Origin of the sequence: Oerskovia gallyi, assembly GCF_014836745.1 — a bacterium.
In the GTDB taxonomy this organism is placed as follows: Bacteria; Actinomycetota; Actinomycetes; order Actinomycetales; family Cellulomonadaceae; genus Oerskovia; species Oerskovia paurometabola.
Genome location: NZ_JACSQE010000011.1, coordinates 33,854 through 55,251, shown reverse-complemented (window position 1 = coordinate 55,251; position 21,398 = coordinate 33,854). Strand labels below are relative to the sequence as shown.

General features: G+C 72.8%; 19 protein-coding genes. 14 read left to right on the top strand and 5 right to left on the bottom strand.

The features are described from left to right. Window positions 1-115: 115 nt before the first annotated feature. Together H9640_RS13935 and H9640_RS13930 are read left to right on the top strand one after the other, a co-directional pair. Window positions 116-1,840, top strand: a complete 1,725-nt coding sequence (locus H9640_RS13935) for a multicopper oxidase family protein (protein ID WP_191791308.1) — start codon at window positions 116-118, stop codon at window positions 1,838-1,840. A 93-nt stretch (window positions 1,841-1,933) separates the two neighbouring features. Then, on the top strand, window positions 1,934-3,280 hold the full coding sequence (locus H9640_RS13930) for a M20/M25/M40 family metallo-hydrolase (protein WP_191791307.1): 1,347 nt from the start codon (window positions 1,934-1,936) through the stop codon (window positions 3,278-3,280). Between the two features lie 16 nt (window positions 3,281-3,296). Here the strand turns inward: H9640_RS13930 and H9640_RS13925 are convergent, their stop codons facing one another. Next, window positions 3,297-3,527 (bottom strand): DUF5703 family protein, encoded by a 231-nt coding sequence (locus H9640_RS13925; protein WP_191791306.1) that lies wholly within the window; start codon window positions 3,525-3,527, stop codon window positions 3,297-3,299. A gap of 111 nt (window positions 3,528-3,638) precedes the next feature. Between H9640_RS13925 and H9640_RS13920 the strand changes: the two genes are divergently transcribed. Beyond that, window positions 3,639-3,986: a primosomal protein gene (locus H9640_RS13920; protein WP_191791305.1), complete on the top strand. Its 348-nt coding sequence runs from the start codon at window positions 3,639-3,641 to the stop codon at window positions 3,984-3,986. Between the two features lie 19 nt (window positions 3,987-4,005). Here H9640_RS13920 and H9640_RS13915 read toward each other — a convergent pair whose 3' ends face one another. Next, a complete protein-coding gene (locus H9640_RS13915; RefSeq protein WP_191791304.1) occupies window positions 4,006-4,977 on the bottom strand; it encodes an aldo/keto reductase in 972 nt (323 codons plus the stop codon). A gap of 219 nt (window positions 4,978-5,196) precedes the next feature. Between H9640_RS13915 and H9640_RS13910 the strand changes: the two genes are divergently transcribed. Continuing rightward, window positions 5,197-6,057: an undecaprenyl-diphosphate phosphatase gene (locus tag H9640_RS13910; protein ID WP_191791303.1), complete on the top strand. Its 861-nt coding sequence runs from the start codon at window positions 5,197-5,199 to the stop codon at window positions 6,055-6,057. A gap of 32 nt (window positions 6,058-6,089) precedes the next feature. Here the strand turns inward: H9640_RS13910 and H9640_RS13905 are convergent, their stop codons facing one another. After that, window positions 6,090-7,187: a CorA family divalent cation transporter gene (locus H9640_RS13905; RefSeq protein WP_191791302.1), complete on the bottom strand. Its 1,098-nt coding sequence runs from the start codon at window positions 7,185-7,187 to the stop codon at window positions 6,090-6,092. Window positions 7,188-7,316: 129 nt separating this feature from the next. Between H9640_RS13905 and mshC the strand changes: the two genes are divergently transcribed. After that, window positions 7,317-8,591, top strand: a complete 1,275-nt coding sequence (gene mshC / locus H9640_RS13900; RefSeq protein WP_191791301.1) for a cysteine--1-D-myo-inosityl 2-amino-2-deoxy-alpha-D-glucopyranoside ligase — start codon at window positions 7,317-7,319, stop codon at window positions 8,589-8,591. Window positions 8,592-8,701: 110 nt separating this feature from the next. Here the strand turns inward: mshC and H9640_RS13895 are convergent, their stop codons facing one another. After that, complete coding sequence (locus tag H9640_RS13895) at window positions 8,702-9,610, bottom strand: PAC2 family protein (RefSeq protein ID WP_191791300.1); 909 nt, start codon at window positions 9,608-9,610, stop codon at window positions 8,702-8,704. A gap of 144 nt (window positions 9,611-9,754) precedes the next feature. Between H9640_RS13895 and H9640_RS13890 the strand changes: the two genes are divergently transcribed. Next, complete coding sequence (locus tag H9640_RS13890) at window positions 9,755-10,498, top strand: HAD family hydrolase (RefSeq protein ID WP_191791299.1); 744 nt, start codon at window positions 9,755-9,757, stop codon at window positions 10,496-10,498. A gap of 248 nt (window positions 10,499-10,746) precedes the next feature. On the opposite strand, the gene H9640_RS13885 is transcribed toward H9640_RS13890, so the two are convergent. Beyond that, complete coding sequence (locus tag H9640_RS13885; protein ID WP_191791298.1) at window positions 10,747-11,760, bottom strand: RecB family exonuclease; 1,014 nt, start codon at window positions 11,758-11,760, stop codon at window positions 10,747-10,749. 85 nt (window positions 11,761-11,845) lie between these two features. Between H9640_RS13885 and H9640_RS13880 the strand changes: the two genes are divergently transcribed. The 8 genes from H9640_RS13880 (at window position 11,846) to pafA (ending at window position 21,368) form a co-directional block, all read left to right on the top strand. Beyond that, a complete protein-coding gene (locus H9640_RS13880; protein ID WP_191791297.1) occupies window positions 11,846-13,015 on the top strand; it encodes a site-2 protease family protein in 1,170 nt (389 codons plus the stop codon). A gap of 67 nt (window positions 13,016-13,082) precedes the next feature. Next, entirely contained in the window at window positions 13,083-14,243 is a 1,161-nt protein-coding gene (locus H9640_RS13875) for a tRNA (adenine-N1)-methyltransferase (RefSeq protein ID WP_372440718.1), read from the top strand. 157 nt (window positions 14,244-14,400) lie between these two features. Further along, window positions 14,401-16,092 (top strand): proteasome ATPase, encoded by a 1,692-nt coding sequence (gene arc, locus H9640_RS13870; protein ID WP_191791296.1) that lies wholly within the window; start codon window positions 14,401-14,403, stop codon window positions 16,090-16,092. A gap of 197 nt (window positions 16,093-16,289) precedes the next feature. After that, window positions 16,290-17,930, top strand: coding sequence for a depupylase/deamidase Dop (gene dop / locus H9640_RS13865; RefSeq protein WP_225227240.1), 1,641 nt, complete (start codon window positions 16,290-16,292; stop codon window positions 17,928-17,930). Between the two features lie 134 nt (window positions 17,931-18,064). Then, entirely contained in the window at window positions 18,065-18,259 is a 195-nt protein-coding gene (locus H9640_RS13860; RefSeq protein WP_030152318.1) for a ubiquitin-like protein Pup, read from the top strand. Window positions 18,260-18,278: 19 nt separating this feature from the next. After that, window positions 18,279-19,280 carry a proteasome subunit beta gene (gene prcB, locus H9640_RS13855; RefSeq protein ID WP_191791295.1) on the top strand — a complete coding sequence of 334 codons (1,002 nt, stop codon included), beginning with the start codon at window positions 18,279-18,281 and terminating at the stop codon, window positions 19,278-19,280. Continuing rightward, window positions 19,277-20,017: a proteasome subunit alpha gene (gene prcA / locus H9640_RS13850; RefSeq protein ID WP_191791294.1), complete on the top strand. Its 741-nt coding sequence runs from the start codon at window positions 19,277-19,279 to the stop codon at window positions 20,015-20,017. The genes prcB and prcA overlap by 4 nt, the downstream gene beginning before the upstream one ends. Further along, window positions 20,007-21,368, top strand: coding sequence for a Pup--protein ligase (pafA, locus tag H9640_RS13845; protein ID WP_191791293.1), 1,362 nt, complete (start codon window positions 20,007-20,009; stop codon window positions 21,366-21,368). Before prcA ends, pafA begins: the two co-directional genes overlap by 11 nt. Window positions 21,369-21,398 lie beyond the last annotated feature (30 nt).

Here is a 21,398-nt window from a genome sequence, read left to right as displayed (position 1 = left end):
CCCCCGATGTGCCCGACGGCGGGCCCTGCCTAGCCTGGGGTGAGCCGCACCGGGCGTCCGCACGACAGCGACCCGCTCACCGCGGCACCAGCCACCTTGGGAGCATCGCACCGACATGACCGCCACCCCCGACGACGACGCCGTCGCCTCTGCGACCACCGCCGAGGCGGACGGTCCCGTCGGGCCTGCGCCCCGCCGTCGGCGCCGCTGGGTGGTCGTCGTGGGGGTGCTCGTCGCCCTCGTCGCCGGTGGGATCGCCGGCGGCGTCGCCGTGGCCTTCTCGCGCGGTGCGACCTCGACGGCCGGCGAGGTCGAGTTCACACGGCCCCTCGCGATCCCGCCGCTCGCGACCTCGACCGTCGAGGACGGGGTCCGGGTCTTCACGCTCGACCTGCAGGAGGGCGAGACGGACCTGGGCCAGGGCGGTCCCACCCCGACCCTCGGCGTCAACGGCTCGTTCCTGGGCCCGACGGTGCGCGCGGCGCGCGGCGAGCAGGTCCGGATCGACGTCACGAACTCGATGACCGAGACCAGCACGCTGCACTGGCACGGCATGAAGCTGCCCGCGGTCATGGACGGCGGCCCGCACCAGCAGGTCGAACCGGGGCAGACGTGGTCGCCGACCTGGACGATCGACCAGCCCGCCGCGACGCTCTGGTACCACCCGCACCTGCACGGACGAACCGCCGACCACGTGTACCGGGGCCTGGCCGGTCTCTTCCTGCTCGACGAGCCCGCAGGGTCGCCCGAGGCTGCGGTCCAGGACGCCCTGCCGCACGAGTACGGCGTCGACGACGTCCCGCTCGTCGTCCAGGACAAGAAGTTCCACGCCGACGGCAGGCTCGACGACGCGGACCCGTTCCTGTCGAGCACGGGGGTGCGGGGCTCGGTCGTCCTCGTGAACGGCACCGCGAACCCCTACCTCGACGTCACGACCGAGCGGATCCGGCTGCGGATCCTCAACGGCTCCAACGCGCGCGTCTACGCCTTCGGGTTCGACGACGGCCGCGACCTCCAGGTGGTCGGCTCCGACGGCGGTCTCCTGGACGGGCCCGTCACGACCGACCGCCTCCAGCTCTCCCCGGGGGACCGCGCCGAGGTCGTGGTCGAGGTCTCGCCGGGAGAGCGGGCCGTGCTGCGCAGCTTCCCGCAGGAGCTCGGCGCGAACCCGTTCACCGTGCGGTTCTCCGGCGGTGACGACACGCTCGACGTCCTCGAGCTGCGGGCCGCAGCCGAGCTGGCACCGTCGGCCCCCGTGCCGGCCGTGCTGGGGGTCCTGCCCGTCGCGGACGAGTACGCCTCGACCGTCACGCGCCGCTTCGAGCTCTCGGGAACCTCGATCAACGACCAGGACATGGACCTTCGCCGCATCGACGAGGTCGTCGACGCCGGCGCGACCGAGGTCTGGGAGGTCACGGGACTCGACGACACCCCGCACAACTTCCACGTCCACGACGCGCAGTTCCAGGTGCTCGACGTCTCGGGAGCCCCTCCGCCCCTCGAGCTCCAGGGCTGGCAGGACACCGTCTACGTCCGCCCGGGCAAGGTCACCCGGCTCCTGGTCACGTTCGGCGCGACCCCCGACGCCGACAGCCCCTACATGTTCCACTGCCACCTGCTCCGCCACGAGGACCAGGGAATGATGGGGCAGTTCGTGGTCGTGGACCCGGCGGCAGTCGCGGGTACGGCGGGACGCCCCGCCCCGGGGGACCTGCTGCCCGGGGTGAGCGACGACGTCGGGCACGAGGACGGGCACACGGACGCAGCGCCGCGGGGCGGGAGCGGTCCGCGGCTCCCGGCCCAGGGGAGCGTGGGCCACTCCACCCGCGACCACGGCTGAGGTCCGACCACAGCCCGGTCGGGCGCGTGCCCACGGGTCGAGACACCCCGGGAATGCCCCGGAGCGTGCCGCGACAGCGGGTACCGTGTGGCCATGACGAGCCACGCCCACCCCGCGAACCCGCCGCAGACCCACCCGACCGCCGAGCAGGAGGTCGCCCGCATCTGCCAGGAGCTGCTGCGCATCGACACCTCCAACTTCGGGGACGGGTCGGGGCCCGGTGAGCGCGCCGCCGCGGAGTACGTCATGGCCTCGCTCCACGAGGTCGGGCTGAGCCCCGAGCTGTTCGAGTCCGCGCCGGGGCGCGCGAGCGTCGTCGTGCGCCTGCCGGGGCAGGACCCCACACGGCCCGCGCTCGTCCTGCACGGGCACCTCGACGTCGTGCCCGCCCAGGCCTCCGACTGGTCGGTCGACCCGTTCGCGGGCGAGGAGAAGGACGGGCTCCTGTGGGGGCGCGGCGCGGTCGACATGAAGGACATGGACGCGATGATCCTCGCGGTCGTGCGCCAGATGGTCCGTGAGGGACGCCAGCCCGCCCGTGACATCGTCGTCGCGTTCTTCGCCGACGAGGAGGCCGGCGGCACGTACGGCGCGAGCTGGGCCGTCGACCACCGCCCCGAGATCTTCGAGGGTGCGACCGAGGCCATCAGCGAGGTCGGCGGCTTCTCGGTCGACATCGACGGCAAGCGTGCCTACCTGCTCCAGACCGCGGAGAAGGGCATCGCCTGGCTGAAGCTCGTCGCCGACGGTCGTGCCGGGCACGGCTCGCAGGTCAACACCGACAACGCCGTGACGCACCTCGCGGCCGCGGTCGCGCGCATCGGCGCCTACCAGTGGCCCTACACGATCACCCCGACCGTCGACGCGCTGCTGCGCGGCGTCGCCGAGCTCACGGACCTGCCGTACGACCCCCGCGACGAGGCGAGCATCGACGCGCTCGTCGCGGCCCTCGGTCCCGCCTCGCGGTTCGTCGGCGCGACCGTGCGCCACACGTCCAACCCGACCCAGCTCGACGCGGGCTACAAGGCCAACGTGATCCCCGGCCGGGCCGAGGCCGCGATCGACGCGCGCCTGCTGCCGGGCCACGAGGACGAGGGCTTCGCGGTCATCGAGGGCCTCGTGGGCGAGCACGTGCGCATCGAGCCCATCCACCGCGACATCTCGCTCGAGGTGCCCTTCGAGGGCGACCTGGTGGACGCCATGATCGCGTCCCTGCACGCCGAGGACCCCGGCGCGACGGTCCTGCCGTACACGCTCTCCGGTGGCACCGACAACAAGTCGCTCGCGCGCCTGGGCATCACGGGCTACGGCTTCGCCCCGCTCCAGCTCCCCGCGGACCTGGACTTCTCCGGGATGTTCCACGGCGTCGACGAGCGTGTCCCCGTCGAGTCCCTGAAGTTCGGCGTGCGCGTCCTGGACCGGCTCCTGCGGACCTGCTGACCTGGCGCTCGACGCGTCAGAGCGTCGAGCGCACCCGGATGATCTTGCGGCGCAGCCACACGCGGCGCTCGCCGCCCACGTAGAGCCGGGTGCGGTCGAGCTCCCATCGTCCGTACTCGGCCTCCTCCGTCAGGAGGCGGACGGCGTCGTGGCGGCTCACGGACCTGTCGATCGTGAGCACCCGGTACTCGTACTGGCTGCTGGGCTCGGCGCGGGCCACGCGCTGCGGGGGAGGAGTGCTCGCCATGTTCCACCGTCCTCGGGTCGGTCGTGAGCGGGGGAGCCGTGAGCCGTACCTCACTCTCCCGCGCCGGGATTCCGAGTGCCATTGTGCCTCGGGCAGGGCTACCGTCAGGGTATGACCGCTGACCCGCGCGCCGCGCTCGACCGATTCATCGCGGCCCTCGAGGCCCACTACAACGCTGTCGCCGCGCGCCGAGGCGAGGACGATCCCGCGGTCGACGACGCATACTACGTGCTCGCGGACGCGTACGAGGTGTACGACGAGTCGCTCGCGCAGGTCCACGGCGAGGCCACGCCGTTCTACCTCGCGGAGGACGACGACGAGGACGACGACGACTCGAACGACGACGAGGACGACGAGGACGACGAGGACTCGGACGACGAGAGGGACGGGGACCCGGACGACGACCGGCTCGACGAGGAGTTCGACGAGGTCGACCTCCACGACGGCGCCAGCCGCTGACCGGCCCCGACGGGAGGGGCTACCAGCGCTCGGGGTAGCCGAACGAGAGCGCACTGACGTCGTCGAGCGCGTGGTGGACGGCGTCGGGCAGCTCGAGGTCGCTCGCCGCGAGCGAGGCGCGGAGCTGCGACGGGGTCCGCGCCCCGACGATCGCGCTCGATACGCCGGGGCGCTCCAGGAGCCAGGCCAGGGCGACGTCGAGCGGTGCGCGCCCCAGTCCGTTCGCGGCCGTCACGACGGCCTCGACGATGCCCGACGACGGGCCGTCCAGGTAGGGCTGGACGAACCCGGCCAGGTGCGAGGACGCCCCGCGAGAGTCCGCGGGCAACGAGGTGCGGTACTTGCCCGTGAGCACGCCGCGGCCCAGGGGAGACCACGCGAGGACCCCGAAGCCCATCTCGGTCGCGGCGGGCACGACGTCGCGCTCGATCCCGCGCTGCAGCAGCGAGTACTCGAGCTCCACGGCACTGAGCCCGACGTCGCCGCGCGCGTCGAGCGTCGCGGCGGCCCGCGCGGCGGCCCACCCGGGGTGGTTGGACAGACCCACGTAGCGGGCTCGCCCGGTCGTCACGGCCAGGCGCAGGGCCGAGAGCGTCTCGTCGAAAGGCGTCCGGGGGTCCGGGGTGTGCACCAGGAACAGGTCCACGTGATCCGTCCCGAGGCGCGCGAGCGAGGCGTCGAGCGAGTCGAGGAGCGCGCCCCGGGACGCGTCGACGGTGTTGCCGTCCGCGGTCGTGCGGATCCCGGCCTTGGTGCACAGCAGCACGTCGCCCCGGTCGACCTTGCCCGCCGCGAGCAGCGAGCCGATCATCGACTCGCTCGCGCCCCCGCCGTACGAGGCCGCGGTGTCCACCAGGTTGCCGCCTGCGTCGACGAAGTCCCGGAGCTGCTCGGCCGCGTCGATCTCGTCGGTGTCCCGACCCCACGCCATGGTCCCGAGACCCAGCGGCGAGACGCGAAGGCCGGTGCGGCCGAGCTGACGAAGTTCCATGCGCGGCAGGTTACCGGCGAAGAGGTCGCGATGCCCGGAGACAGGGCGCTGCCGGGAGGGTGAGGTCCGTCGCTCTGTCTCGCGCGCGGGTCCCCAGGTGACCGGCCGGTGTCTTGCGCGGGGCCGTGGGGTGTCCACCGGACGACGCTCCGACGACGCTTTCCCCGATCCGGCCTGTCCGGCCGGGCGGGGGCTCGTGGCGCCGGTATCGTGCCCCTCGTGAATGCGTGGGATGCCGTCCTTCTCGGCCTCGTCCAGGGCCTGACCGAGTTCTTGCCCGTCTCCTCGAGCGCGCACCTGCGCATCGTGGGTGAGCTGATCGGCTCGTCGGACCCGGGGGCGGCGTTCACGGCGATCACGCAGATCGGTACCGAGACCGCGGTCCTGCTGTACTTCCGGCGGGACATCGCGACGATCTGCCGAGCCTGGTGGCGTGCGGTGCGGGGCGAGAACGGCACCGACTGGCGTGCCCGGATGGGCAAGGGCGACCACCACGCCGCCATGGCGTGGTTCATCGCACTGGGCTCGGTCCCGATCGTGGTCCTCGGCCTGCTGTTCCAGGACGCGATCGAGGCCTCGCTGCGCAACCTCTACATCACGGCGTTCATGCTCGCCGCGTTCGCGCTGCTGCTCGGGCTCGCGGACCGGGTCGGGGCCAAGCGGAGGACGCTCGACGAGCTGACCCCGCGCCAGGCCGTCGGGTTCGGGCTGGCGCAGGCGCTCGCCCTGGTCCCCGGCGTCTCCCGGTCCGGCGGCACCATCACCGCGGGCCTGCTCATGGGCTTCACACGGGAGGCAGCCGCACGCTACTCGTTCCTGCTCGCGATCCCCGCGGTCCTCGGCTCGGGGTTCTACCAGCTCGCGAAGTCGGTCGCGGCGGACCCCGTGCCCGGCTCGCCGGGCTTCGGGGCGACCCTGATCGCGACGCTCGTGGCGTTCGTCGTCGGCTACCTCGTGATCATCGCGTTCCTGAAGATCGTCTCGACCTTCAGCTACACGCCGTTCGTGATCTACCGGCTCGTGCTCGCGGGAGTCGTGGTCCTGCTGCTCACGTTCGGTGTCCTGCAGCCGCTCGCCTGACCCGCGCCCGCCGACCCGGTGGGTCGTGCCCGCTACATCCAGCCGACCTTCTTGAACGCCCCGTACAGCCCGCAGCAGCCGACCACCATGATCGCGAGCGCCATCGGGTAGCCGAGCGACCAGTGCAGCTCGGGGATGTGGTCGAAGTTCATGCCGTAGATCCCACCGACGATCGTCGGGAACACGAGGATCGCGGCCCAGGCGCTGATCTTGCGCATGTCCTCGTTCTGGCGAACCGAGACCTGCGACAGGTGCACCGAGAGCATGTCGGACAGCAGGTCGTCGTGCGCGTCGAGGTGGCGGTCGATGCGCTCGACCGTCGAGACCAGGCGGTCCATGAGCCGCTTGTCGAACGTGACACGCGACCGTGCGCTGCCCGACACGAGCTCGGGCAGCTCTGCCGTGATGGGCAGCAGCGCCCGCCGGGCCTCGGTGATCTCCCGCTTGAGGTCGTAGATGGGCAGGACGGGGTCGGCGTGCCGCCGGGGCTCGAACACGATCTTCTCGACCTCGGCGACCGCGTCGCCCAGGGCGAGCTCGACGTCGGAGGCGGTCGCCACGAGCGCGAACAGGGCCTCGCCCGCGAGGTGCTGGACGCCCTTGCCGCGCCCGTGCGCCGGGCCCGTCAGGTGCTCGCGCATCCGGTCGTGGACGCCCCCGGCGCCCTTCTCGACCGTCACCACGACGTCCGGCCCCACGAGGATGCAGAAGCTGCCCGTGCTGACCTGCCGGTCCTCCTCCGAGAAGGCCAGGGTCGGGGTCACGACGAGCAGCCAGTCCATGCCGATGTGCTCGACGTGCGCCAGGGGGTGCTTGACGTGCCGCACGTGCACGGGCAGGTGCCCGCGCCCCCACTGCGTGCTCAGGCCGACGCCGAGGGCCTCTGCGGCCTCCACGAAGTCGTCGAGCGTGCGTACCTCGTACCAGCGCGCACCGGCCTCCTGGTCGGCCGCCCCCGGCTCGGGTGCGTCCGCGGTACCACCCGGTCCCGTGCGCCCCTGGGCGGGCCGCACGCGCCCGTCGGCCCCCTCGACCCACAGCTCCTTGTAGCGCGTCGGCTCCGAACGCGGCTTCTCGTGGGCGTCCGGCTCGGCGGGTCGGGGGTCGGCGGGGCGTGTGGGTTCGGTCACCCCTGCATTCTTGCCCGACGCCGCAGGCACGCCACCCAGGACGGGCTCGCGGCGCCGTCGGGCAGGCTGGGGCGCCCACGCACGACGACCGTCGAGGAGCCCGGGGCCGTTCGCGGCTAAGGTTGTCGCGTGCACAGCTGGCCCATGCCTCAGATCCCGTCCCTGCCCGGTCGAGGACTCCCGATCCGGGTGCACGACAGCACCACCGGGGAGCTCGTCGTCGCCGCGCAGGGGGACACCGCGACCATGTACGTCTGCGGGATCACCCCGTACGACGCGACCCACATCGGGCACGCCGCGACCTACGTCGCGTTCGACCTCCTGAACCGCGCCTGGCGCGACGCCGGGCACGAGGTCACCTACGCGTCCAACGTGACCGACGTCGACGACCCCCTGCTCGAACGCGCGACCGCGACAGGCGTCGACTGGTGGGACCTCGCCGTCGAGCAGACCGCCCTGCTCGCCGAGGACATGACGGCGCTCGGCGTCGTGCCCCCCGACGTGTACCGGGGCGCGGTCGAGGCCATCCCGGACGTCGTGCAGGCCGTCGAGGCCCTCATCGAGGACGGCTTCGCGTACCGCGTGCCCGTCGAGCCCGGAGCAGGCGGCGACACCCCCGAGCTCGGCGACGTGTACGCCGACCTCAGCGCCGACGCGCGCTTCGGTGCCGTGTCGCGGTTCAGCCGTGAGGACATGCTGCGCCTGTTCGGCGAGCGCGGGGGAGACCCCGAGCGCGACGGCAAGAAGGACCCGCTCGACCCGCTGCTCTGGCGACGCGAGCGTGCGGGCGAGCCCACCTGGGACGGCGCGAGCCTCGGCACCGGGCGCCCCGGGTGGCACATCGAGTGCGCCGTCATCGCGCGCGACGGACTGGGCCTGCCCTTCGACATCCAGGGCGGGGGAGCGGACCTGCTCTTCCCCCACCACGAGATGTCGACCTCGCACGACCGCCTGCTCGACCACGGGTTCGGGGCGCGCAACCACGTCCACGCGGGCCTCGTCGCCTACCAGGGCGAGAAGATGAGCAAGTCGCGCGGGAACCTCGTGTTCGTCTCGCGGCTGCGCGCCACGGGCGTCGACCCCATGGCCATCCGCCTGGCCCTGCTCGCGCACCACTACCGCTCCGAGTGGGAGTGGACCGACACCGACCTCCCCGCCGCCGTCGAACGCCTCGAGCGGTGGCGCTCAGCGGTCTCGGGCAACGGTGGCCCCGACGCCGACGCGACGCTCGCGGCCGTCCGGGCGGCGCTCGCGGACGACCTCGACGCCCCCACCGCGCTCGCCGCGGTCGACGCGTGGGCCGACGTCTCGCTCGCCGACGGCCGCGACACCTCGGCCGACACCGAGGGCGCGCCCGGCGTGATCTCGCGCGCGGTCAACGCGCTGCTCGGCGTGCGGCTCTAGTCCCTGCACGTCACCGCTCCGTGCGTGACGACGGCCCGTGGCTCCCCCTGGGGGCCACGGGCCGTTCGTCGTGCCGGGCGTGCGTGCCGGGCGGGCGGGCGGGGCCGTGCTCAGGCGAGCGGGCCGCCCGTGCCGTCGTCCCGGCGCTTGAGGTAGCGCTCGAACTCGCGCGCGATGGCCTCGCCGCTCGCCTCGGGCAGCTCGGCCGTGTCCTTGGCCTCCTCGAGCTGGTGGACGTACTCCGCGATCTCCTCGTCCTCCGCGGCGAGCTCGTCGACGCCGTGCTGCCACGCCTCGGCCTCCTCCGGGAGGTCGCCCAGCGGGATCGGGTCGGACAGCAGCTCCTCGACCCGGGACAGGATCGCGATGGTCGCCTTGGGCGAGGGCGGGTTCGCGACGTAGTGCGGCACCGCGGCCCACAACGACACGGACTGCATGCCTCGCTCTGCGGCGGCGTGCTGGAGGACGCCCACGATCCCCGTCGGCCCCTCGTACGAGTTGGGCTCGACGTCGAGGACCGCGCGCAGGCCTGCGCTCTCGGACGTCGCGGTCATGGGGATGGGGCGGGTGTGGGGCACGTCGGCGAGCAGCGCCCCCAACGTCACGACCGTCGTGACCCCCTCGCGCTCGGCGAGGTCGAGCAGCTCGCGGCAGTACCGGCGCCAGCGCATCGACGGCTCGATGCCGTGGACCAGCAGGACGCGGCGCCCGCTGCCCGGGGCGGTGGCCGCGACGATCTTGGTCGCGGGCCAGCTGATCTCGCGGCGGCCGTCCTCCCCGGTCGTGACGACCGGCCGGATCACCTGGAAGTCGTGGTACTCCTCGGGGTCCAGCTCCGCGAGGTCCTGGGCGTCCCAGAGGTCGTGCAGGTGCAGGAGCGCCGCGGTCGCGGCGCTGCCGGCATCGTTCCATCCCTCGAATGCGGCGAGCATGACCGTCTGGCGGTGCTCGGCCGGCTCGGCCGGGAGTGTCGGCTCGGGCAGGTCGGCCGGGTCGAGCGGTTCCCTGGTCTCGTTCATCGTCCCAGCCTAGGACGCCGGAGGTCCGGCGGCTGACGCGGCGGCCCGGTGCGCTCGTCGCCCGTCGCAGCAGGGAGGCGCGCGTGGGCCGCAGCAGGACCGCCAGCTAGGGTGGCAGGACGGCCACGAACCGTTCCCCGAAGCATGGAGTACTCGTTGAACCCCCTGGAATCACCCGATCTCGTACGCCCCGACGCCGCCTCCCGTGAGGCGCTCGTCCTGCCGCAGGCCGTCCTGTGGGACATGGACGGCACCCTGGTCGACACCGAGCCCTACTGGATCGCCGCCGAGCACGAGCTCGTCGAGGCGCACGGCGGGACCTGGTCGCACGAGCAGGCGATGCAGATGGTCGGCAACCCGCTCATCGAGTCGGCCAGGATCCTCCAGGCCGAGGGCGTCGACCTGCCGGCCGAGCAGATCATCGACTTCCTCATCTCGCGCGTGATCGCGCAGGTCGAGGTCGAGGTCCCGTGGCAGCCCGGCGCGCGCGAGCTGCTGGCCGAGCTGCGCGAGCGCGGCGTGCCGTGCGCGCTGGTCACGATGTCGTACCGCTCGCTCGCCGAGCCCGTCGTCGGGATGACCCCGCCCGGGTCGTTCGAGACGCTCGTGTGCGGGGACGAGGTCACGCACGGCAAGCCCCACCCCGAGCCCTACCTCGTGGCGGCCGAGCGCCTGGGCGTCGACGTCACGCGCTGCGTCGCGATCGAGGACTCGCCCACGGGCATCGGGTCCGCCCGCGCGGCAGGGGCCGCGACGCTGGGCGTCGAGGCCGTCGTCCCCGTGCCGGTCCTGCCCGGGCTGAGCCGGACGCCGTCGCTCGCCCTCGTGGACGTCGACACGCTCGCGCGCATCCTCGCAGGTGACGTGGTCGACCTCATCGAGGACTGAGGCGCGCTCGGCGTCGATCCGGGCGCACACCGCACGGTCCGGACGTGTGGCACCGGTACGTACGGGGGCCACTCCGGCCTGGATGTGTGTTCTGCGGAGCGCCAACAATTGTTGGTGCTCCGCAGAACACAGACCCTGGGGTCCCGACGCTCAGGGCTTCGTCCGCGCCGTGGCCGGGGTGCCAGTGCTCCCGCCGTGCTCCCCTCGTGCACGGCCCGAGCCAGTTCGGCCCGACCGCTCGACGCGTCCTACGACGCCACGGCCTCCGGCGCGATGCCGAGCGCGAGCTCGACCGCACCCTCGGGGATCTCCGGGGGCGTCCCGCCGAACTGCGGGCAGACAGCCTGGTACGCGCACCACCCGCACAGCGGGGTCCTGCGTGGGGTCCACTGCCCGGTACGTGCGGCCTGCGTGATGGTCGACCAGAGCGTGCGCACCTGCTCCTCGACCGCGAGGAGGTCCGCCTCCTGCGGCTCGGCGCGTAGCACCTGGCCGTCGCCCAGGTAGACGAGCTGGAGCATCTTGGGGATCTCGCCCCGCTCGCGCCACAGGACGAGGCCGTAGAAGCGCATCTGGAACAGGGCCGAGCCCTGGTACTGCGGGCGAGGCGACTTGCCCGTCTTGTAGTCGACGACCCGCATCGCGCCGTTCGGGGCGACGTCGAGCCGGTCGACGATGCCGCGCAGCAGCGGGCCTTCCTCGAGCTGGGTCTCGACGAACATCTCGCGCTCGGCGGGCTCGAGGCGGTTGGGGTCCTCGAGCGTGAAGTACGTCCCCAGGAGGTTCCCCGCGCCGTCGAGCCAGGCCTGCACCCCGCCGTCGACCCCAGCAGCGCCTCCGGCGAACAGCTCCGCGTACCGCGGCTCGGCCTGCTGCAGCCGCTCCCACTCGCCGGGCAGCATGGCCTGGGCGGCCGCGAGGGTGCGCTCGCCCAGCGGGGCGTCGTACAGGCGCTCGAGCACCGAGTGCACCAGGGTGCCGCGTGCGGCGGCCGAGCTGGGGGGCTCGGGCAGCTTGTCGACCACGCGGAAGCGGAAGAGCAGCGGGCACTGCATGAAGTCGTTCGCCCGTGACGGCGACAGGGCGGGCCGACGGCGCTCGCGGGGCGCACGGCCCAGGAGCTCGGCGGTCTCGACGGACTCGAGCGGCTCCGCGGCGTCTGCAGGCCCACCCGGCACGGCAGGCCCACCCGGCACGACGGGGCCGCCGGGCTCGCCAGGAGTGGGGCCGGAGCCGGTGAGGTCGGGGGCGAGGGACGTCATGCGTCGAGCCTACGTGTCGACGCCCACACGCTCGCCATGCTCCACAGCCCAGGTCCGGCCCAGGTGCCCGACATAGGGTGTCGACGTGGAGACCACCCCGGCACCGGCACGTCGCGCCCCCCGAGACCCGCAGCTCACGAAGGGCTGGACCATCGGTCGGGTGTCGGGCGCCCCCGTCATCCTGACCCCGTCCTGGTTCCTGGCCGCGGCCGTGCTGACGTTCCTGTTCGTCCCCACGGTGCGCAGCTTCGCGCCGCACCTCGGCAGCAGCGAGGTCTACCTGGTCTCGTTCGTCTTCGTGCTGCTGCTGTTCGTCTCGGTGTTCCTGCACGAGGTCGCGCACGCCGTGGTCGCCAAGGCCCGTGGGCACCAGGTCACGGAGCTCGCCGTGACGCTGTGGGGCGGCCACACCGCGTACTCGGGTGCGTCGAGGCGTCCGCTCGACGGCATCCTCGTCTCGGTCGTCGGCCCGCTCACGAACCTTCTCCTCGCAGCGGTGTGCTGGCTCGTCTTCCAGGTGCAGCCGACCATGACGATCCCCGCCCTGCTGCTGTACGCGGCGGCGTTCTCGAACGCGTTCGTGGGGATCTTCAACCTCCTGCCCGGCCTGCCGCTCGACGGCGGCCAGATCCTCGAGTCCGCGGTCTGGGCCGCGACCGGCTCGCGGACCAGGGGCACGATCGTCGCCGGCTGGGTCGGGCGCGTCGTGGCCGTCGGGGTCGTGCTGTGGGCGCTGGTGTGGCCGCCGCTCAACGGGTATCAGGTGTCTTTGTTCACGGTCGCGTGGGCCGCCCTGATCGGCGCGTTCCTGTGGTCCGGGGCGGGGGCCGCGATCAAGAACGGCCGCACGCGCGCGGCGGTCGCGGACCTGTCGGTCGCGGCGCTCGCGTACCCGGCCGTCGCGGTGCCCGTGACCAGTACGGTGGCCGACGCCGTCGGGTCGGCCCAGCGTGCCGGCGCAGGCCACGTCGTGCTCGTCGAGACCGACGGTCACCCCGTGGCCTTCGCGGACCCTGCGGCCGTCGCCGCGGTGCCCCCGGCACAGGCGGCGCTGACCCCGGTCGGGGCGGTCGCCGTCGGGCTGCCTCCGACCGCGTGGGTCGACGTGCACCTGCGCGGCCAGGCCATGCTCGACGCCGTGGCCGCGGTGACGCGCGACGCCCCCGTGGTCGTCGTGACGGACGGCGGTCGCGTCGTCGGGCTCCTGGACGTCTCGCGCGTCGTCGCGGCGCTCAAGGGGACCCGCGGGCGCTGACCCGTCACCGGGTCGCGTCGGAAGTGAGGGCGGTCCACGCCGCCGCGCCCGACTAGGATGGTCGCCCGTGACCCACGACCCCGCGCACGACGCCTCCGCCCTGCCCGTCCCGGCCGACGACGCCGCCACGCAGGCCCCCACGCCGACCGGCGCCGACGTGCGGCGCGGACCGCTGCGTCTGGGGGACAAGGTCCAGCTCACCGACCCGCGCGGCCGCCTGCACACCATCACGCTCGCGACGGGCGCCACGTTCCACACGCACCGCGGCTACCTCGCGCACGAGGACCTCGTGGGGCTGCCCGAGGGGTCGGTCGTGCGCAACACCGCGGGCATCGAGTACCTCGCGCTGCGCCCCCTGCTCGCCGACTACGTGCTCTCGATGCCGCGCGGCGCGGCCGTGGTCTATCCCAAGGACGCCGGCCAGATCGTCGCGATGGCCGACATCTACCCCGGCGCGCGCGTCGTCGAGGCGGGCGTGGGCTCGGGTGCGCTGACCATGTCGCTGCTGCGCGCCGTCGGCGACCAGGGCACTGTCCACTCGATCGAGCGTCGAGAGGACTTCGCGGCGATCGCGCGCGGGAACGTCGAGCTGTTCTTCGGTGGGGAGCACCCCGCGTGGGAGCTGTCGGTCGGCGACCTGTCCGACGTCCTGCCGCAGGTCGCGGAGAAGGGCTCGATCGACCGCGTCGTGCTCGACATGCTCGCGCCGTGGGAGAACCTCGACGCCGTGGCCGACGCGCTCGCCCCCGGCGGGGTCCTCATCTGCTACGTCGCGACCGCGACCCAGCTCTCGCGCCTCGCCGAGGACCTGCGCTCCGACGGCCGGTACGCCGAGCCCTCGGCGTGGGAGTCGCTCGTGCGCGGCTGGCACCTCGAGGGGCTCGCGGTGCGCCCGCAGCACCGCATGGTCGGGCACACGGGCTTCCTGCTCACGGCGCGCCGCCTCGCGGACGGCACGGTCGCGCCCCTGCGCAAGCGTCGCCCCGCGAAGGGGTCCTACCCGGTGGCCGAGGAGTGGACGCCCGAGGACCTCGGCGAGCGGTCGGTCTCCGACAAGCGCGTGCGCCGCGTGCGCCGCGACGTCGGCCAGGGGCCTCAGCTGGACCCGCGCACGGGCCAGCCGCTCGAGCCGGTCGACACCGTGGACGGCGTCGACGAGCCCCTGGCGGACCCCGCGTCCTCGGTCGAGGACACCCGGGACGATTCGGGCGCAGTCGACAACGATTGAGGAACGGCCGTCTCAGCCCAGGTGTTCCTGGAGCGCCTGCGGGAGACTTGTGCGTAAGGTCGTGCCTCGATCACCGGGTTGCCGGGGGTCGGTGACGCGCCGGTGACGGGGTCGACCGCACGACCTCCTGACGGTGCCTGCGAGAGGGAGAAGCCGGATGACCGACACACCTGGACTGACACCTGGACCGACCCCGAGCCGTGACGCGGAGCGCCAGCAGGCGATCCTGTCCGCGAAGAACGAGCGGCTCGCCGAGGCCCTGCGGGCCGCGCGGGACCAGATCATCGACCTCAAGCGGCAGATCGACGAGCTCGCCAAGCCGCCGGGCACCTACGCGCTGTTCCTCGGTGCGCACCCCGACGGCACCGTGGACGTGTCCGCGGCGGGCCGCAAGATGCACGTCGGGGCGAGCCCGAGCCTCGACGTGTCGCGGTTGCAGCCGGGCCAGGAGGTCAAGCTCAACGAGGCCATGACGGTCGTGGCCGCTGGCGGGTACGAGCAGGTCGGCGAGCTCGTGACGGTCAAGGAGCTCCTGGGCTCCGACCGGGCGCTCGTCGTGGGGCGCTCGGACGAGGAGCGCGTCGTGCGGCTCGCGGGCTCGCTCGCCGACTCGCCGCTGCGCGTCGGGGACTCCCTGACGATCGACACGCGCAGCGGGTTCGTGTTCGAGATCGTGCCCAAGTCCGAGGTCGAGGAGCTCGTCCTCGAAGAGGTCCCCGACATCGACTACTCCGACATCGGTGGCCTGGGGCCGCAGATCGAGCAGATCCGCGACGCGGTCGAGCTGCCGTTCAGCCACCCCGACCTGTTCCGCGAGCACGGGCTGCGCCCGCCCAAGGGCGTCCTGCTGTACGGGCCTCCCGGGTGCGGCAAGACGCTCATCGCCAAGGCCGTCGCGAACTCGCTCGCGCACACCGTCGCCAAGGCGCGCGCCGCGGCGGGCGAGCTCGCGGGGGAGACGGTCGTCTCGGACCCCGAGGGTGCCAAGAGCTACTTCCTCAACGTCAAGGGGCCCGAGCTCCTCAACAAGTACGTGGGGGAGACCGAGCGCCACATCCGGCTCATCTTCGCCCGCGCCCGGGAGAAGGCCTCGCAGGGCACCCCGGTCGTGGTGTTCTTCGACGAGATGGAGTCCCTGTTCCGCACGCGCGGCACGGGCCTGTCGTCCGACGTCGAGACGACGATCGTCCCGCAGCTCCTGAGCGAGATCGACGGCGTCGAGCGCCTCGACAACGTCATCGTCATCGGCGCCTCCAACCGCGAGGACATGATCGACCCGGCGATCCTGCGCCCCGGGCGGCTCGACGTGAAGATCAAGATCGAGCGCCCCGACGCCGAGGGGGCCAAGGAGATCTTCGCGAAGTACCTGACCACGGACCTGCCGATCCACGCGGAGGACCTGGCCGAGCACGGCGGGAGCCCGCAGGAGGCCCTCGACGCGATGATCACGAGCGTCGTCGAGCGCATGTACTCCGAGGAGGACGAGAACCAGTTCCTCGAGGTCACGTACGCGAGCGGCGACAAGGAGGTCCTGTTCTTCAAGGACTTCAACTCGGGCGCCATGATCCAGAACGTCGTGGACCGCGCCAAGAAGTCCGCCATCAAGGACCTCCTGGCGACCGGTCAGCGCGGCATCCGGGTCGAGCACCTGCTCGCGGCGTGCGTCGACGAGTTCAAGGAGAACGAGGACCTGCCGAACACGACCAACCCCGACGACTGGGCGCGGATCTCCGGCAAGAAGGGCGAGCGCATCGTCTTCATCCGCACGATCGTCCAGAAGAAGGGCGACGGGGCGGGTGCCACGGCGCGCACCATCGACACCGTGACCAACACGGGGCAGTACCTGTAAGTACCTGTAGTCGCCTCCTGGGGCGGCACGCGCGGCGCCGCGCCGCACGACCAGGCCCGACGGCGCAGCCCGCCGCCGGGCCCGGCTCGCGTCGGGGACGGGGCGGGCAGGTGCGTCGTGACGGTCCTCTCCGTGGACAGCCCGCCCCGCCGTCACGGCCCCGGCATAGGGTGGTGCTCGTGACCGTGCGACGCGTGATGGGGATCGAGACCGAGTACGGCGTGCTGCAGCCCGGGCGGCCGCTCGCGAACCCGATGCTCATGTCGAGCCAGGTCGTGACGACCTACCGGGCGCTCGCGGCCCGTGCCGACGGCGCTCGCGGCAAGGCCCGCTGGGACTACGACGACGAGGACCCGTTGCAGGACGCCCGGGGGTTCCACCTCCAGCGCGCCGCGGCCCACCCCTCGCTGCTGACGGACGACCCGACCCGGCCTGCGCCGTCGGGCCCCGTGGCGCAGCGCCCCGGCGTGGCGACCTCCCTCCAGGAGGTCGCGCGCCCCACGCACGAGGAGTACGACGACCCGAGCGCCGCGAACGTCATCCTGACGAACGGTGCGCGGCTGTACGTCGACCACGCGCACCCGGAGTACTCGTCGCCCGAGGTCACGAACCCGGCCGACGCGGTGTGCTGGGACGTCGCGGGCGAGCGCATCATGCTCGCTGCCTCGCGCGAGCTGAGCGCCGTGCCGGGCTCGGAGGTCGTGCTCTACAAGAACAACGTCGACGGCAAGGGCGCCTCGTACGGCACGCACGAGAACTACCTCGTCGACCGAGAGGTACCGTTCTCGACCATCGTCGAGCTGCTCACGCCGTTCCTCGTCACGCGCCAGGTCTTCACGGGCTCGGGGCGCGTGGGCCTCGGTGCCGTGGGGCAGGAGCCGGGCTTCCAGCTCTCGCAGCGCGCGGACTACATGGAGGCCGAGGTCGGCCTCGAGACCACGCTGCGCCGCCCCATCGTCAACACGCGCGACGAGCCGCACGCCGACCGTCAGCGCTGGCGGCGCCTGCACCTGATCATCGGGGACGCGAACCTGTTCGAGGTCGCGACCTACCTCAAGCTCGGCACCACCTCGCTCGTCCTGTTCGTGATCGAGCAGCTCGACGCGCTCGCGACCGTCGAGGGGGCGTCCGGGGCCTCGCTGCGCGCCGAGCTCGCGGCCCTGCGCCTGCACGACCCGGTGACGGACGTCCAGAAGGTCAGCCGCGACCTCGACCTGACCGCGCCGCTCCTGCTCGCCGACGGGCGCCGGCTCACGGCCCTCGACGTCCAGCGCGCGTACGCCGACGTGGCACGCCGCGCGGCCGAGCACCTGGGCACGCTCGACGACGAGACCCGGTCGGTCCTGGACCGCTGGGACTCGGTCCTCGAACGCCTCGGGACGGACCCCTCCTCGTGCGCCAAGGAGGTCGAGTGGGTCGCGAAGCTGCGCCTGCTGGACCGGCTGCGCCAGCGCGACCACCTCGACTGGGACCACCCGCGCCTGGCCGCGATGGACCTCCAGTGGTCGGACGTGCGCCCCGAGCGCAGCATCTACCACCGGTTGCTCGCCGCCGGCGCGGCCGAGCGCGTCGTCGACGAGCGCGCCGTCTCCCAGGCCGTGCACCACGCGCCCGAGGACACGCGCGCGTACTTCCGGGGCGAGGTCATGGCCCGGTTCGGCGACCAGGTCTCGGCCGCGAGCTGGGACTCGGTGATCTTCGACGTCGTGGGCGCCCCGTCGCTCCAGCGCGTGCCCATGCTCGACCCGTTGCGCGGCACACGGGCGCACATCGGCGCGCTGCTCGACGCGAGCACGGACGCGGGCGCGCTCCTCGAGGGTCTCGCGGGCAGCCGATGAGGTACCCCGCCGTGCGCTCGCGGCTCGTCGCACCTCGCGAACTGCACGCAAGAGCCTAGGCTTCAAGAAGACGCGGGCCTCGCGCAGGGCCGCCCACGGATCAGCAGGACAGCACGCACACCCAGGAGGCGAAGATGGCCCAGGAACGCACCAGCGCATCGCACGAGGACCGACGTCCCGACGACGACGCGGCCACCCCCGCGCCCGTCGCCCCGCAGGCCCAGAACCGGGACGCCGAGGTCGACTCGCTCCTGGAGGAGATCGACGAGGTGCTCGAGTCCAACGCCGAGTCGTTCGTCCGAGGGTTCGTCCAGAAGGGCGGCGAGTAGCCGGACCGGCCAGGAGCTGATGACCATGGACTTCTCCGGGCGTCTGCCGCACGCCTTCACCACGCCGGGCTCGTCCTCCTTCGTGGAGTTCCTCGCGAGCCACGCCCCCGACCTCCTGCCGTCCGCCCGGGCCGCTGCCGCGGGCTCCGCCGCCGCCGGCCACGGCGCTGCCGGCGCGCAGCTCGCCCCGCACGCCACGACGATCGTCGCGCTGACCTTCGGTAACCCCGGTTCGCTGGGGGCGGGGGTCGTCATGGCGGGGGACCGCCGCGCCACGATGGGGTCGATGATCGCCAACCGCGAGATCGAGAAGGTCTTCCCGGCCGACGAGTTCTCCGCGGTGGGCATCGCGGGGACCGCGGGCATCGCGGTCGAGCTCGTGCGACTCTTCCAGCTCGAGCTCGAGCACTACGAGAAGATCGAGGGCGCGCTGCTGTCGCTCGACGGCAAGGCGAACCGGCTCTCGACCATGATCCGGGCGAACCTCGGCCTGGCCATGCAGGGCCTGGCCGTCGTCCCGCTGTTCGCGGGCTACGACCTGGACCGCGGGTTGGGGCGCATCTTCTCCTACGACGTCACGGGCGGACGGTACGAGGAGCGCGACCACCACAGCGTGGGGTCGGGCTCGGTCTTCGCGCGCGGGTCGCTCAAGAAGCGCTGGCACCCGGGGCTCGACCCCGCCGACGCGGTCCACGTGGCCGTCGAGGCCCTGTACGACGCGGCCGACGACGACTCGGCCACGGGCGGACCGGACGCGGTCCGTCAGATCTGGCCCGTCGTGGTCACCGTGACCGCTGAGGGGTACCGCCGGGTCCCGGACGACGAGCTCGCGGCGGTCGCGGCGCGGATCGTCGCGGAGCGCACCGAGGCGGCCGACGGAAACCGTGCGGCGCGCGTGCGCATCGCACGCCCCACCGCCGGCCTCGCCCCGGAGCCGCCGGGGGTCCCGCCCGACCTGCCGGACCCCACCGACCACGCCGGCCCGACCGACCAGGCGCACGAGGGAGGTGACGCACGATGAGCATGCCGTTCTACGTCTCGCCCGAGCAGCTCATGAAGGACCGGGCAGACTTCGCGCGCAAGGGCATCGGCCGGGGTCGTTCGGTCGTCGTGCTCGCGTACGACGAGGGCATCGCGTTCGCGACGCACAACCCGTCCCGGTCGTTGCACAAGATCTCGGAGATCTACGACCGCATCGCGTTCGCGGCGGTCGGCAAGTACAACGAGTTCGAGAACCTGCGCGTCGCGGGCGTGCGGTACGCGGACCTGCGCGGCTACTCGTACGACCGGTCCGACGTGAACGCGCGCGGACTCGCGAACGCGTACGCGCAGACGCTCGGCACGGTCTTCACGACCGAGTCCAAGCCGCTCGAGGTCGAGCTGGTCGTGGCCGAGGTCGGGCCGAGCCCGTCCCAGGACCAGATCTACCGCCTGTCCTACGACGGGTCCGTCGCGGACGAGACCGGCTTCGTCGTCATGGGCGGTCAGGCCGAGCAGCTGGGCCGGGACCTGGGCGAGGCCTGGCACCCCGGCATGACGCTCCCCGAGGTGCTGCGCCTCGCGGTCGCGACGCTCGGCGGCGCGGGGGCCCACGACGCCCGCGACGCGCTCGAAGGGGCGGAAGCGATCCCCCCCAGCCAGCTCGAGGTCGCGGTCCTCGACCGCACCCGCCCCCGCCGCGCGTTCCGCCGCCTGACCGGCGCGGTGCTGGCCGGGTTGCTCGAGGAGATGCCCGAGGAGGCACCGGATGGACCGTAGGATCTTCGGTCTCGAGACCGAGTACGGCGTGACCTGCGCCTCGGACGACGGCCGCGGCCTGTCCGCGGACGAGGTCGCGCGCTACCTGTTCCGCAAGGTCGTGGCGTGGGGCCGGTCGTCGAACGTCTTCCTGCGCAACGGCTCGCGCCTCTACCTCGACGTCGGCTCCCACCCCGAGTACGCGACGGCCGAGTGCGACGACGTCCGCCAGCTCGTGGCGTACGACCGCGGCGGCGAGCGCATCCTGGAAGGCCTCGTGGCCGACGCCCAGGAGCGGCTCGAGCACGAGGGCCTGCCGGGACGCATCCACCTGTTCAAGAACAACACCGACTCGGCGGGCAACTCCTACGGGTGCCACGAGAACTACCTCGTGCGGCGCCAGGGCGACTTCGCGCGCCTGTCGGACGTGCTGGTGCCGTTCCTCATCACGCGTCAGGTGCTCACGGGGGCCGGGAAGATCCTCGCGACACCACGTGGCGCGATCTACGCCCTGTCGCAGCGCGCGGACCACATCTGGGAGGCCGTCTCGAGCGCGACCACGCGTTCGCGCCCCATCATCAACACGCGCGACGAGCCGCACGCGGACGCCGAGTCCTACCGGCGCCTGCACGTCATCGTCGGAGACTCGTCGATGGCGGAGACCACGACGATGCTCAAGGTCGGGGCGACGGACCTGATCCTGCGCATGATCGAGGCAGGGGTCCCGATGCGGGACATGGCCCTCGAGAACCCGATCCGTGCCATCCGCGAGATCAGCCACGACATGACCGGCAAGCACCCCGTGCAGATGGCGAACGGGCGTACGGTCACCGCCGTGGACCTGCAGGGCGAGTACCTGCAGCGGGTCAAGGAGTTCGTCGACGCGAACGGGACCCCCACGCCGGTCGTGAAGCAGGTCCTGGACCTGTGGGAGCGCGGGCTGCGCGCCCTGGAGACCGACGACCTGTCGCTCGTGGACCGTGAGCTGGACTGGGTCATCAAGCTCAAGATCCTGCGCCGCTACCAGGAGAAGCACGGCCTCGAGCTCGACGACCCGCGCATCGCGCGCCTGGACCTGGCCTACCACGACATCTCGCGGACCGACGGGCTGTACAACATGCTCGCGGCGCGCGGCATGGTCGAGCGCATCACGACGGACCTCGAGGTCTTCGAGTCGACCGCGATCCCGCCGCAGACCACCCGGGCCAAGCTGCGCGGAGACTTCGTGCGCAAGGCCCAGGAGGCCAGGCGTGACTACACGGTCGACTGGGTGCACCTCAAGCTCAACGACCAGGCGCAGCGGACCGTGCTGTGCAAGGACCCGTTCGAGAACGTCGACGAGAGGGTCGAGCGGCTCATCGAGTCCATGTGACGTCGGCCCGCCGCGCCGCGACGAGCCCGC

Coding starts and splice junctions, on each gene's coding strand:
- H9640_RS13935 (WP_191791308.1), top strand. CDS start 116: ATGACCGCCACCCCCGACGACGACGCCGTCGCCTCTGCGACCACCGCC.
- H9640_RS13930 (WP_191791307.1), top strand. CDS start 1,934: ATGACGAGCCACGCCCACCCCGCGAACCCGCCGCAGACCCACCCGACC.
- H9640_RS13925 (WP_191791306.1), bottom strand. CDS start 3,527: ATGGCGAGCACTCCTCCCCCGCAGCGCGTGGCCCGCGCCGAGCCCAGC.
- H9640_RS13920 (WP_191791305.1), top strand. CDS start 3,639: ATGACCGCTGACCCGCGCGCCGCGCTCGACCGATTCATCGCGGCCCTC.
- H9640_RS13915 (WP_191791304.1), bottom strand. CDS start 4,977: ATGGAACTTCGTCAGCTCGGCCGCACCGGCCTTCGCGTCTCGCCGCTG.
- H9640_RS13895 (WP_191791300.1), bottom strand. CDS start 9,610: ATGAACGAGACCAGGGAACCGCTCGACCCGGCCGACCTGCCCGAGCCG.
- H9640_RS13890 (WP_191791299.1), top strand. CDS start 9,755: ATGGAGTACTCGTTGAACCCCCTGGAATCACCCGATCTCGTACGCCCC.
- H9640_RS13885 (WP_191791298.1), bottom strand. CDS start 11,760: ATGACGTCCCTCGCCCCCGACCTCACCGGCTCCGGCCCCACTCCTGGC.
- arc (WP_191791296.1), top strand. CDS start 14,401: ATGACCGACACACCTGGACTGACACCTGGACCGACCCCGAGCCGTGAC.
- dop (WP_225227240.1), top strand. CDS start 16,290: ATGGGGATCGAGACCGAGTACGGCGTGCTGCAGCCCGGGCGGCCGCTC.
- H9640_RS13860 (WP_030152318.1), top strand. CDS start 18,065: ATGGCCCAGGAACGCACCAGCGCATCGCACGAGGACCGACGTCCCGAC.
- prcB (WP_191791295.1), top strand. CDS start 18,279: ATGACCATGGACTTCTCCGGGCGTCTGCCGCACGCCTTCACCACGCCG.
- prcA (WP_191791294.1), top strand. CDS start 19,277: ATGAGCATGCCGTTCTACGTCTCGCCCGAGCAGCTCATGAAGGACCGG.
- pafA (WP_191791293.1), top strand. CDS start 20,007: ATGGACCGTAGGATCTTCGGTCTCGAGACCGAGTACGGCGTGACCTGC.